Here is a 12,179-nt window from a genome sequence, read left to right as displayed (position 1 = left end):
AAAGGAACGATTGCCATGACAGCTCCCACCCGAAACAAGTTCGAGCGATGGTCCGGCGGGATGCCCCTCGCCGCCCCGGTGGCATTCGGATCCGTGCTGTTGATCGCCAGTGTCTCGTCGAAGCTCGGTGGCAGCTCCCTCTTCTTCTTCGCCCCTCTGGCCCTCGTCACCTCGGGAACGATGGTGTGGCTCGGAGCCCGACGTGATCCGACGCGAGACCACCTCGCTCACGTCACCGTCGGGTCGGGACTGCTGGTGGGATGCGGCGGCGTCGTCGCCGTGTGTGGTCTCGCAGGCGGTCTGATGCTGGACTCACCGACGTTCTGGGCGTCCATAGCCGTCGTTGCAGCAATTGCGGCACCGATCAGCGCAGGCGTCAGTCCCTTCTCGTCGCCGAGGGGCTAGTGCCTGCGGCAGTGGTGCGGTTATGTGCCGGCTGGGGCACATAACCGCACCACTGCCCATGGCACTTACAACCGCGGGTCGACCGGCTCGGATTCCAGTGCCAGGACGGCGAACACGGCCTGGTGGATGGAATAGAGCGGCTCACCGCGCACCGAGCGATCCAGCGCTTCCATTCCCAGCGCATATTCGCGGAGGGCCATCGACTGCTTGTGTCCCACGTTTCGGTTGCGCAGGGCAGTCAGTCGATCCGGGTCGGTGTAGTCGGCACCGTAGATCAGCCGCAGATACTCGCGGCCACGAACCTTCATGCCGGGCTGCATCTTTCCGCGAGGAGCGTTCGCTGACGGTTTGACGACCATGCCCTCGCCGCCCTGCGCCGTCAACTCCTCCCACCACTTCTCCCCTGCCGCAACCGAATCCGGCATGGACAGATCGACCTCGATTCGACGGGTGGTGGCGAACATATCGGGAGCTGCTGCCACCAATCGGTCGGCAACATCGAGGTGCCAGGCGTGCGGACGATCGGCATACGTCCCGACGTTCGACGCCAGCACCTGAAACGGCGCAATCCGAACCCCGTCCAGTCCGTCCGTCGGCCAGATGTACCGCCGATACGCACCGGTGAACTCGCCCAGGTTGACCTGCCGAACGGTGTTCCGTTCCAGCAACTCCTGCACATCCAGACCACGCGAACCGGCCGATGCCAGCACCGCCGCCTCGGCCACGAGATTCGCCCGAGACACCGCAGCGACCGCGGCGTACTCGGTTTTGATCAGGCCCTCCGCTTTGGCGGACCACGGCATCAGTTCGCAGTCGAGAATCAGCCAGCTCGAATCCAATTCGTCCCACACACCGGCCTTCTCGATCGCGTCGGACACCCCGGAGATGAGCTCGCCGGTCAGTGACTCGTCGAACACCGGACGACCCGTCCGCGTGTACGCGGTGCCGAGCGATCCCTGCGGCGCATCGAACTTCTCCCGAGCGGTGTCTGCATCTCGACACACCACCACGACCACCCGCGAGCCCATGTGCTTCTCCTCGCAGATCACCGTCGACGCACCGAGCGAGCGATACGCGTCGAATGCCTGCGTCGGATATTCGAGATAGCCCTCGCGCTCGGATGTTCCACTCGGTGCCATCGTCGGCGGCAGATAGTGCAGCCACTGCGGAGCGAGGGCGAACCGACTCATCACTTCCAGTGCGCCCGCGGCATTCTCCGGCCGAACCGATACGCGCCCACGCAGCGACGTCTCGACGCCCGTCGGGCCGATCACGTCGGACAGATCGAGCGACGCCGCATCCCGCGTGAACGCGCCCATCGGGCGGGCAGGCTCGTACCAGACCTTCTCGGCCGGAACCGACACCACCTCGCGCTCCGGGTAACGCAGCGCCGTGAGCTTCCCGCCGAAGACGCATCCCGTATCGAGACACGCAGTGTTGTTCTCCCACTCCACTTCCGGAACCGGGGTGTGCCCGTAGAGAACCGCCGCCGAGCCCCGATAGTCCTGCACCCACGGGTACCGCACCGGAAGGCCGAACTCGTCGGTCTCGCCGGTGGTGTCGCCGTACAGGGCAAAACTTCGAACCCTGCCCGACGCCCGGTTGTGGTACTTCTCGATCAACCCGGCGTGCGCGACGACGAGCTTGCCGCCGTCGAGCACGAGGTGCGCGACGAGGCCGTCGCAGAACTCGAGCACCTGCCGGCGAAACTCTGCCGACTCGGCGTCGAGCTGTTGGAGGGTCTCGGCGAGACCGTGCGACGTGGTCACCTTCCGGCCGTGGAGTGCCTTGACGAGCTTGTTCTCGTGGTTACCCGGAACCGCCAATGCTGCTCCGGTACCGACCATTCCCATCACCAGTCGCAGCACTCCCACCGAGTCCGGTCCGCGATCGACGTAATCGCCGACGAACACGGCAGTCCGACCGGGCGGTGGCGTCGCGCCGACCGCGCGACCGGCGTCGTCGCGCTCGATCGTGTAACCCAGCACGCCGAGCAGGCTTTCGAGCTCCGCAAGGCAGCCGTGGATGTCGCCGATGACGTCGAACGGTCCGGTCAGCTCACGTCGATCGCTGCGCAGCGGAGTGCGAACGAACGTCGCCGACGCCACCGCTTCGACACCGTCGAGTACGTGGACCGAACGAAAGCCTTCCTTGGACAGTCCCCGAAGCGAGCGTTGCAACTGGGACTGCTGGCGGCGCAGCACATCTCGACCGAACGTCCTGTCGGTGCGCTCGGCGTTGCGCTGTGCACACACCGATTCGGGCACATCGAGCACGACGGCGACCGGTAGCACGTCGTGTTCGCGGGCCAACGCGATCAACGTCTTTCGCGCCGCGGGTTGCACGTTCGTGGCGTCCACGACGGTGAGCAGACCGGCCCGGAGCCTGGTTGCCACTAGGAATTCCAGCAGCGCGAACGCATCCTTGGTCGCGCTCTGCAGGTTGGGGTCGTTGCTCACCATGCCCCGGCAGGCATCACTGGACACCGTCTCGTACGGACCGAAGTGCTGCGCGGCGAAGGACGACTTGCCGGACCCGCTGATGCCGACGAGTACGACGAGGGATCGATCCGGAATGTCGAAGGTACTCATCGGGCCTGCTCCTCTCGGGTGAAGACGGCCATCTGTGTCGGGGTGCCGTACATATCGTCGACGGGGCCGATTCCCTCGATGCGTACGTCGTAGGCGTGTTCACGTGCTACCGACGAACCCCAGTGCTCGAACTGCGCTCGGGTGAATTCGAATCGGTGATCGACGTGACGGAAGGTTCCCGGTTCGAGGCCGGGATACAGCACGTTGTACTCGGAGTTGGGTGTGGTGACGAGAACCGTTCGTGGACGCGCCTGAAGAAATACCGAACGCACCAACGCCGGAAGCCGATCGAGATCGACGTGTTCGATGACCTCCATGAGCACCATCGCGTCGAATCCGTGCAGCCGAACGTCGCGGTACGTGGCCGACGACTGCACCAGTTCGATCCGAGCGCGCTGCCGATCGGACATGTCGTCCAGACGCAGCCTGCGCTGAGCCTTGGCGAGTGCACGATCACTCACGTCGGCACCGAGAATGCGATCGAAACTGTTGTCCGCGAGCAGCTCTCGCAGCAGACGACCCTCACCGCAACCGAGGTCGATCACCGACTTCGCGCCTGCACCCGTCAGTGCCGCCAACACGGCACGCACCCGATGCTCGGCCAGCGTCGGATCTCGCGGGGCTGCGTCGCCCTGCGGAGCGTCGGGCACGAGTCGGTCGAGCGCCGAGGCCACCAGTTCGCGACGGTGCGCCAGGTAGCGCGAGGCGATGAGCGAAGACTCCGGGTGATCCCCCAGCCAATCCCCTGCTGCTCGAACGAGTTTGTCGGCCTCGTCCTCGCCCACCCAGTAGTGCTTCCCGTCGTCGAGGACCGGAAGCAGGACGTACAGGTGCCGCAGGGCAGACGACAGCGTGAATGTTCCGGTCAAGACCAGATCGACGTACTCGGAGTTACCCCAGTGCGGCTGAGTCGGATCGAGCGGGATGGGCGTCGCGTCCACTTTCCAACCGAGGGGACCGAACATCCGTGACGCCAGGTCGGTCGCACCACGAGACGGCGCGGCAGGCATCGAGATCGTCAGATCGATTGCAGCAGAGAGCAATTCAGGTCTTCCGGTACACACGCCGGCCAGCGTTTGCTTGAACAGTCGCGACAATGCCACCGCGAGCCCGGACGCTGCGCCGTCATTCACCAGAACTGCGACGGTGGTGCGCTCGGCCGAGACTTCCGGATACAGCACAGTGGTGGTGCCCATGGGCAGGTTCCAGCTCTGCACACGATCGGGGTGCTTGTGCAGCAAATACCCGATGTCGGAGGAGTCCGGGAAATCGGTTGTGGCATTTGCAGTCACGGTCAGTAGCACCGCAGCGACGTTACGGGACAGCCGCGCCCGATGCGTCCCATTTTTCGGGCGCCCGCCTGCCCCGGTCCGGGATGAATGTCCCTTTGTTGCAGTCAGAGTGACTGAAAGCCACATTGATCCCAACTGGGAGGGGGAGGTGGACGCTCACGGGAGGGCGCACGCAAAAGCGGCACCCACCTGTGAGGGTGAGTGCCGCTTCAGGTACAGCTGGTGAAACTAGATCACTTGACGATCTTCGTGACGCGACCGGCTCCGACGGTACGACCGCCCTCACGGATCGCGAAACGGAGGCCGACATCCATGGCGACCGGCTGGATCAGAGTGACGGACATCTCGGTGTTGTCACCGGGCATGACCATCTCGGTGCCCTCGGGAAGGGTCACGACGCCCGTAACGTCCGTGGTACGGAAGTAGAACTGCGGGCGGTAGTTGTTGAAGAACGGCGTGTGGCGGCCGCCCTCGTCCTTCGAGAGGATGTAGGCGTTGCCCTCGAACTCCGTGTGGGGAGTCGTGGTGCCGGGCTTGATGATGACCTGTCCACGCTCGACGTCTTCGCGCTTGATGCCACGAACGAGGAGGCCGACGTTGTCGCCTGCCTGACCCGAGTCGAGCAGCTTGCGGAACATTTCGATTCCGGTGACGGTGGTCTTGGTCGAGCCGGGGCGGATGCCGACGATCTCGACCTCTTCGTTGACGTTGACCGAGCCGCGCTCGATACGTCCGGTGACCACGGTGCCACGACCGGTGATGGTGAAGACGTCCTCGACGGGCATGAGGAACGGCTTGTCGGTCTCACGGACGGGGTCCGGAACCGAATCGTCGACGGCCTGCATGAGCTCCATGACCGACTCGCCCCACTTCTCGTCACCCTCGAGTGCCTTGAGTGCGGAGACCTTGATGACCGGTGCGTCCTCGTCGAACTCCTGCGAAGCGAGGAGCTCGCGGACCTCCATCTCGACGAGCTCGATGATCTCGTCGTCGTCGACCATGTCGGCCTTGTTCAGTGCGACCAGGATGTACGGAACACCGACCTGGCGGGCGAGCAGCACGTGCTCGCGCGTCTGCGGCATCGGGCCGTCGGTTGCTGCAACGACCAGGATTGCGCCGTCCATCTGTGCCGCGCCGGTGATCATGTTCTTGATGTAGTCGGCGTGACCCGGTGCATCGACGTGCGCGTAGTGGCGCTTCTCGGTCTGGTACTCGACGTGGGAGATGTTGATCGTGATACCACGAGCCTTCTCCTCCGGAGCCTTGTCGATCTGATCGAAAGCCGAGGCCTCGTTCAGGTCCGGGAACTTGTCGTGCAGAACCTTGGTGATTGCAGCCGTCAGCGTCGTCTTACCGTGGTCAACGTGACCGATGGTGCCGATGTTGACGTGCGGCTTCGTCCGATCGAACTTCGCCTTCGCCACTGTGTGTCCTCCTGGACTGATCTGTGCGGGCCCCGACGGGGCCGGCACGCGTATGTGTTCTTACTTATTACAGGTCGAGCGTGGTCCAGCAAACGAAGAGAGAATTACTCTCCGTTGACCTTCGCGATGATTTCCTTCGCTACGTTCGCGGGAACTTCTGCGTACGAATCGAAGACCATGGAGTAGTTAGCGCGGCCCTGTGTCTTCGACCGAAGGTCTCCGATGTAGCCGAACATCTCCGACAGCGGAACCAGTGCCTTGACGATACGGGCACCGCTGCGTTCCTCCATGGCCTGGATCTGACCACGGCGGGAGTTCAGGTCGCCGATGACCTCACCCATGTAATCCTCGGGCGTGATGACCTCGACGGCCATGACGGGTTCGAGAATGACGGGGCTGGCCTTGCGGGCGGCTTCCTTGAACGCTTGTGAGCCGGCGACCTTGAAGGCCATTTCCGACGAGTCGACGTCGTGGTACGCACCGTCGAGCAGTGTGACCTTGACGTTGACCAGGGGGTATCCGGCGAGAACACCGTACTGCATGGCGTCCTGCGCACCGGCGTCGACCGAGGGGATGTACTCCCTGGGCACACGACCACCGGAGACCTTGTTCTCGAATTCGTAGGTCGCACCGTCTTCGCCCTCGAAAGGCTCGAGCTTGATGATGACCTTCGCGAACTGGCCGGAGCCACCGGTCTGCTTCTTGTGGGTGTAGTCGTGCTTCTCGACCGTCTTGCGGATGGTCTCGCGGTACGCGACCTGCGGCTTGCCGACGTTGGCCTCGACCTTGAACTCGCGACGCATACGGTCGACGAGGATGTCGAGGTGCAGCTCGCCCATGCCGCCGATGACGGTCTGGCCGGTGTCCTCGTCCAGCTTCACCGAGAAGGTGGGATCCTCTTCGGCGAGCTTCTGGATTGCTGTTCCCAGCTTCTCCTGGTCGGACTTGGTCTTCGGCTCGATCGAGACCTGGATGACCGGGTCCGGGAAGCTCATGGACTCGAGGATGATCTGGTTCTGCGGATCGCAGAGCGTGTCACCCGTCGTGGTGTCCTTGAGGCCGATGACCGCGTAGATGTGACCGGCAGATGCGGTCGCGATCGCGTTCTCCTTGTTGGAGTGCATCTGGAACAGCTTGCCCAGACGCTCCTTCTTGCCCTTGGTCGAGTTGATGACCTGAGCGCCGGAGTCGACCTTGCCCGAGTACACCCGGACGTAGGTCAGCTTGCCGAAGAAGGGGTGGGTCGCGATCTTGAACGCGAGAGCCGCGAACGGCTCGTCTGCGGACGGCTTGCGAGTGATCTCCTTCTCCTCGTCGCCGACGGCGTGTCCGATGGTCTCGGCAACGTCGAGGGGAGACGGGAGGTAGTCGATGACCGCGTCGAGCATGGGCTGGACGCCCTTGTTCTTGAACGCGGATCCACACAGGATCGGGTACAGCTCGCTGTTGACCGTCATCTTGCGGATGGCGCCCTTGATCTCGTCGATCGTGAGCTCTTCGCCGCCGAAGTGCTTCTCCAGAAGCGCTTCGTCGGATTCGGCCACGGTCTCGAGCAGCATGGTGCGGTACTCGTCCGCGCGCTCCTTGAGGTTTTCCGGGATCTCCTGGATCTCGTACTTCTCGCCGAGCTTGGTCTCGCCACTCCACACGAGAGCCTTCATCTGCACGAGGTCGATGACGCCCTCGAAATCGTTCTCTGCGCCGATGGGCAGCTGGATGACCAGCGGCTTGGCACCGAGACGATCGATGATGGTCTGCACGGTGTAGTAGAAGTCCGCGCCGAGCTTGTCCATCTTGTTGACGAAGCAGATGCGCGGCACGTCGTACTTGTCGGCCTGACGCCAGACCTGCTCGGACTGCGGCTCGACACCTTCTTTGCCGTCGAACACTGCGACAGCGCCGTCGAGGACGCGGAGCGAGCGCTCCACCTCGACGGTGAAGTCGACGTGACCGGGGGTGTCGATGATGTTGATCTGGTTGTCGTTCCAGAAGCACGTCGTGGCAGCAGAGGTGATCGTGATGCCACGCTCCTGCTCCTGCTCCATCCAGTCCATGGTGGCTGCGCCATCGTGAACTTCACCGATCTTGTAGGAGATACCGGTGTAGAAGAGGATGCGTTCGGTAGTGGTGGTCTTGCCGGCATCGATGTGGGCCATGATGCCGATGTTGCGGACCTTGTTGAGGTCGGTCAGCACGTCCTGTGCCACGAGTTAACCCGCCTTGGTGTTGGAAGAGGTATTGCCTGAGCTGATCAACGCTCCGGCGGTATCGGATAGTTCCGAATACCGCCCGAGCGAGGAGATCACCAGCGGTAGTGGGCGAACGCCTTGTTGGCTTCGGCCATCTTGTGAGTGTCTTCGCGACGCTTCACAGCGGCACCGAGGCCGTTGCTGGCGTCGAGCAACTCGTTTGCCAGCCGCTCGACCATGGTCTTCTCACGACGAGCGCGCGAGAACGTGACCAGCCAGCGCAGTGCCAGCGTGGTGGAGCGGCCGGGACGAACCTCGACGGGCACCTGGTAGGTGGCACCACCGACGCGACGGCTGCGAACCTCGAGGGCCGGCTTGACGTTGTCGAGTGCACGCTTGAGCGTGACGACGGGGTCGGTGCCGGTCTTCTCGCGAGCCTGCTCGAGCGCCTGGTAGACGATGCGCTCGGCGGTCGACTTCTTGCCGTCGAGGAGAATCTTGTTGACGAGCTGCGTGACCAACGGCGATCCGTAGACCGGGTCGTTGATCAGCGGCCGCTTGGGTGCTGGGCCCTTGCGTGGCATATCAGCTCTTCTCCTTCTTGGCTCCGTAGCGGCTACGAGCCTGCTTGCGGTTCTTGACACCCTGGGTGTCGAGCGAGCCGCGGATGATCTTGTAACGCACACCCGGGAGGTCCTTCACACGACCACCGCGAACGAGCACCATCGAGTGCTCCTGCAGGTTGTGACCCTCACCGGGGATGTATGCGGTGACCTCGACCGAGGAGGTCAGGCGAACACGCGCGACCTTACGGAGAGCGGAGTTCGGCTTCTTGGGGGTGGTCGTGTACACGCGAGTGCACACGCCACGGCGCTGTGGACTGCCCTTGAGGGCAGCGGTCTTCAGTTTCGCGACCTTGTCGGTGCGTCCCTTACGGACCAGCTGGTTGATCGTTGGCATGAACCGGCTTTCTTCGTGTCGATAAACAGGGATCTAGCAGTTGGAGCAAGAGAACACTGCTCCTCACCCGGTACTGCTGCTGCTCCAGTACTGCTACCGCGGGTCTCTTGCACCCCGCGGTCGGGTGTGTCGCATACCCCCACACGTCCAGCCGGTTGCGCGCTCTCAGAGCGAACGTGCGCACGGCTGTACCTCGCATAGGCACACAAACGGTCCGGCCAGGCCGGACACGACCCATAACGATACCCGGCGGCGCGGCCTCGGGTCAAAACACCCTTCGCCCTGATACGCGACCTATCTGCTCAGGTTGAGTGTGAGGTCGGCCAGCTTCGCCGCGGCCTGGCACGGATCGGGATGAGCGGCACCGGGCTGGTACTGCACCCACCACCCGAAGATGCCGTCCCGATCCGCCCCGGCCGAGACTCCGCACGAATCGGGATCGTTCGGACGCTGAGCCTGGATTGCCTTGTGGCCCTGCACCGTTGTGTCGGTGACGGTGTACATCATCTTTTCCTCGGCCGCCCGCTCGGCGGCCAGAGTGCCGGATTCGAACCAGTTGAACGTCACTTTCACCGTGCCCGCGGAGCCGACGAGATCCCACCGACAGATGGCCCCGAAGAAGCCGCGTTCGATGGCGTCGGCTCCGGTGGTCTCGGCGATCTGGTCGTCGGAGACGGCATCGCACTCGGTCAACAATTCGGTGAATTCTTGGCCACCGGAGCCTGCGAAGCTCGCCGGTCTCGCAGTTCCCTGGACGGTCTGGGCGCACCCGGCGACGAGCAACAGGGTCGACGCCGCCGCGACCACTCGTTTGCGCGTCATTGCTTGCGCTCCACGGTCAGAGTCGCGAGTTCGTTTCCGACGTCGCACGGCGGGCGCGCGGCAGGTCCGAGGGAGTACGTGATCGACCAGTGAAAGAAGTCGTCGCCGAACTGCACGCCTATTTCGCACAGGGTGTCCTGCTCGGCCTCGAACCCCGGGTTGCCGTCGATCTCGATGTCTTTCGCCGGACGGCCGATCAGCTCGGAACCGGCGCGTTCGCGTCCGATAGGGCTGCCGCGGTACCAGGAGAAGCTGACTCCCGGTCCGCCGAACCCCGTGGTCTCCCACTGGCATCCGACGGAATTGCGGGTGATCTGCGCGAACGGGCCCGCTCCGAACGCGGACTGCACCTCGGCGTCGGTGATCGATCCGCATTCACCGAAGAAGGGACCCGGCTCGTACACCGTGGTCGTCGGAGCAGTCTCTTGCGTCGATGCAGCGTCCTCCTCCGCACCGCCGCACCCGGCGATCAGCACGGCTGTTGCCGTCACGACCATCGCGAACCGTCTCGTCATCTGCTACGGGGCCGAGAATCCGCCGACGCCGGGAATGTCGAACACGATTCCGGAGGCAAGGACGTGCGCGGTGAACAAGACCGGCCCGCTGCCGGTATCGGCGACGACCGGCCCCGCGGGCTCGAACACGCCGTTTCCCTGCCGGCAGATCGGTGCGTTGACCGACCCGGTGCGTCCGTTGGCGATGTTGACGAAGTCGACCTGCAGGCTGGCGAAGTTCTGGTACGACGTGCAGATCCGCGGATCGGCGGCACGGCCCCAGATGTGGGTCAGTCCCGGAGTCTCGGTACCGGCGACCTCGATCGTGCCGATCCACTGATCCGGAACGATGAGTCCGCCGACGGTGACTCCGAGGTTGGGAATCTGCAGAACGGGGACGGGAACCGGTCCGGGCTGGGGTGCAGGTGCGTTCTCGGTGGGTGCAGGCGGCGCATCGGCAGGCGGTTGCGCCTGTGCGACCGGCGCGAGGGCCATGGTGCCCACAGCCGCGAATGCGGCTGCGAGGAGACCGAATCGAGTCCGACGAGCCATACCTGTGCGTCTCCTGATCCTTTGGAAGCGAGTCGCCATACGTTACCGCGAAGCGGCGAGCTTCCGGCCCTGGACGTAGACGCCGACGATCGCGGGCTCGCGCATCGACATCAGCAGCGCGAACAGGGTCTGGTCTCGGGCGAGCTCGGCATCGTCGGCGCGGACGCCGTGGTCGATCGCCGCCGCGAGCTGGGGCCATGCGGACGGATCGACCACGACGAAATCGGCTTCCTTGCCCGCGTCGAAGTTGCCGATTCGGCTCTCCATGTCCAGCGCTCGTGCCCCGGCGAGGGTTCCGGTGAACAGCAATTCGGCGGGATGCAGGGACAGTCCTGCGTCACCGGCCTCGGAGATGTGCACCTTGAACGCGTCGGCGAGGACCTGCGGCAACAGCCACTCGTCACCGCCGCCGAAGTCCGATCCGATGGCGATGTTCACCCCCGCGGCGACGGTTCGCTTCCACGGCATCGTGCCCGAGCCCAGGAACTGCTGCGAGGTGGGACAGTGCGCGATGGACGTGCCGGTCTCTGCCATTCGCGCGAGTTCGACGTCCTGACAGTGCACCGCGTGGGCCAGGACGGTGCGCGGGCCCAGAAAGCTCTTCCCACCGACCTGCGAGCCCGGCAGAAACTTGCCGTCGTAGGTGTCGAGGTACGTCTCCACCCCGTAGGCGTTCTTGGTGGCGTCGATCTCGCCGGTCCCCGGCCGGTTGTTCTCGTTCAGGTGTGTGTGGAAGTAGACGCCTCGGGCGCGCACGGAATCGTAGAGCTCGCCGAGGTTCTTCAGCGTCTGCGTCGTCACCGAGAGCGAGAACCGCGGTACGACGGCCACGTGCAGCATCGCCGTGTCGACATCGCCGGTGTCGGCGGCGTGCCACTTCTCGATCTCCTCGGACACCAGTCGGATGGCCTCGTCCTCACCGGTGATCAATGCCTGCGCCGACGCCGGGCCGGTGGTCTGGACCCCTCGGCCGCTGACGATGCGTAGCCCGTGCTCGAGTGTTTCGGCGAACAGCGAATCCTGCGCATGCGGGAACGCCGATCCGAACACCATTGCCTGCGTGGTTCCGGCCCGGATCCGCGCGGCGCAGAAGTCTCTGGCCGCAGCGGCAGCGAACTCGGGATCGGCGAAGCGGGACTCGGACGGAAAGATGCACGTGTTCAGCCACTCGAGCAGTTGCCCGCCGCCGTAGGAATCTCCGGCGTAGGTCTGCGGGAAGTGAATGTGGGTGTCGACGAATCCCGGCAGCAGGAACGCGGGCCGATGGTCGGCAACCGTATGCTGCGCGAATTCGGTTGGGAGCGAATCGAACTCACCACAGAACTCGATCTTGCCGTCGTCGCCGACCACGAGGGCACCGTCGGGAATCGACACCAGCGCGGCGACGGCGTCGAGCACCGTGGGCGAGCCGGCGACGTGAAAGATATGGCCGCGGTGCACGCGTGCGATT

11 protein-coding genes are annotated in these 12,179 nt (G+C 64.3%); 1 reads left to right on the top strand and 10 read right to left on the bottom strand.

Annotated features, from left to right (window positions below):
* Positions 1 to 15: 15 nt before the first annotated feature.
* Complete coding sequence (locus CH291_RS15920; protein WP_094687992.1) at positions 16 to 405, top strand: hypothetical protein; 390 nt, start codon at positions 16 to 18, stop codon at positions 403 to 405.
* A 65-nt stretch (positions 406 to 470) separates the two neighbouring features.
* On the opposite strand, the gene CH291_RS15915 is transcribed toward CH291_RS15920, so the two are convergent.
* The 10 genes from CH291_RS15915 to CH291_RS15870 all read right to left on the bottom strand — a co-directional run bounded on the left by CH291_RS15915 (position 471) and on the right by CH291_RS15870 (position 12,178).
* Complete coding sequence (locus CH291_RS15915) at positions 471 to 2,996, bottom strand: polynucleotide kinase-phosphatase (protein ID WP_094687991.1); 2,526 nt, start codon at positions 2,994 to 2,996, stop codon at positions 471 to 473.
* Positions 2,993 to 4,288 carry a 3' terminal RNA ribose 2'-O-methyltransferase Hen1 gene (locus CH291_RS15910; RefSeq protein WP_373455134.1) on the bottom strand — a complete coding sequence of 432 codons (1,296 nt, stop codon included), beginning with the start codon at positions 4,286 to 4,288 and terminating at the stop codon, positions 2,993 to 2,995. Before CH291_RS15910 ends, CH291_RS15915 begins: the two co-directional genes overlap by 4 nt.
* A 233-nt stretch (positions 4,289 to 4,521) precedes the next feature.
* Positions 4,522 to 5,712 (bottom strand): elongation factor Tu, encoded by a 1,191-nt coding sequence (gene tuf / locus CH291_RS15905; RefSeq protein WP_068052772.1) that lies wholly within the window; start codon positions 5,710 to 5,712, stop codon positions 4,522 to 4,524.
* Between the two features lie 104 nt (positions 5,713 to 5,816).
* A complete protein-coding gene (gene fusA / locus CH291_RS15900) occupies positions 5,817 to 7,919 on the bottom strand; it encodes an elongation factor G (protein WP_032380505.1) in 2,103 nt (700 codons plus the stop codon).
* A 95-nt stretch (positions 7,920 to 8,014) separates the two neighbouring features.
* Positions 8,015 to 8,485, bottom strand: a complete 471-nt coding sequence (rpsG, locus tag CH291_RS15895; RefSeq protein ID WP_003941856.1) for a 30S ribosomal protein S7 — start codon at positions 8,483 to 8,485, stop codon at positions 8,015 to 8,017.
* A gap of 1 nt (position 8,486) precedes the next feature.
* Complete coding sequence (gene rpsL, locus CH291_RS15890) at positions 8,487 to 8,861, bottom strand: 30S ribosomal protein S12 (protein ID WP_008714048.1); 375 nt, start codon at positions 8,859 to 8,861, stop codon at positions 8,487 to 8,489.
* A 294-nt stretch (positions 8,862 to 9,155) separates the two neighbouring features.
* Positions 9,156 to 9,683, bottom strand: coding sequence for a DUF3558 domain-containing protein (locus tag CH291_RS15885; protein ID WP_094687989.1), 528 nt, complete (start codon positions 9,681 to 9,683; stop codon positions 9,156 to 9,158).
* Positions 9,680 to 10,180 (bottom strand): DUF3558 domain-containing protein, encoded by a 501-nt coding sequence (locus CH291_RS15880; RefSeq protein ID WP_373455142.1) that lies wholly within the window; start codon positions 10,178 to 10,180, stop codon positions 9,680 to 9,682. Before CH291_RS15880 ends, CH291_RS15885 begins: the two co-directional genes overlap by 4 nt.
* Positions 10,181 to 10,201: 21 nt before the next feature.
* Positions 10,202 to 10,729 carry a hypothetical protein gene (locus tag CH291_RS15875; RefSeq protein WP_094641167.1) on the bottom strand — a complete coding sequence of 176 codons (528 nt, stop codon included), beginning with the start codon at positions 10,727 to 10,729 and terminating at the stop codon, positions 10,202 to 10,204.
* 42 nt (positions 10,730 to 10,771) lie between these two features.
* Positions 10,772 to 12,178, bottom strand: coding sequence for a guanine deaminase (locus tag CH291_RS15870; protein WP_094688101.1), 1,407 nt, complete (start codon positions 12,176 to 12,178; stop codon positions 10,772 to 10,774).
* Position 12,179 lies beyond the last annotated feature (1 nt).

The organism is Rhodococcus sp. 14-1411-2a (assembly GCF_002259485.1).
GTDB lineage: Bacteria > Actinomycetota > Actinomycetes > Mycobacteriales > Mycobacteriaceae > Rhodococcoides.
The sequence above is the reverse complement of the archived record's forward strand: the minus strand, read 5'-3'. Positions and strand labels throughout refer to the sequence as shown.